The 267-nt window shown below is 68.5% G+C and carries 1 protein-coding gene; it reads right to left on the bottom strand.

Features of this window, described 5'->3' with window-relative positions:
- A partial coding sequence (locus tag HKX41_11770) for an NAD(P)-binding domain-containing protein (protein NNC24811.1) occupies positions 1-172 on the bottom strand: 172 nt, incomplete at its 3' end.
- Positions 173-267 lie beyond the last annotated feature (95 nt).

The raw sequence follows: 267 nt of genomic DNA, 5'->3' as shown, positions 1-267 counted from the left end.
CGGTGCGTTCGAGGCCGCGGCTGTCGAGTTCGGTCTCGTACTCCTCGGCCTTCGCGCGGGCCTTCTCGGGGTCGCGCGAGCCGATGAGGATCTCGTGGTCGGTATCGTAGGCCCAGCGGAGCGCGAGGCCTTCGCCGATGTCTCCCGTGCCGCCGAGTAGGGCGATACGCATATTGGAGCGTCGGCGGCCGCGCGAATAAGGGTTCTGCGTTGCGTGAGCGTTGCCTCAGTCGACGACGCGGTCGTAGCCGCCCGCGATGACGAGGC

This window comes from Salifodinibacter halophilus (genome assembly GCA_012999515.1).
Taxonomy (GTDB): Bacteria; Pseudomonadota; Gammaproteobacteria; order Nevskiales; family Salinisphaeraceae; genus Salifodinibacter; species Salifodinibacter halophilus.
Note: the sequence above shows the minus strand (reverse complement) of the source record. Positions and strands in the feature narration are given on the sequence as shown.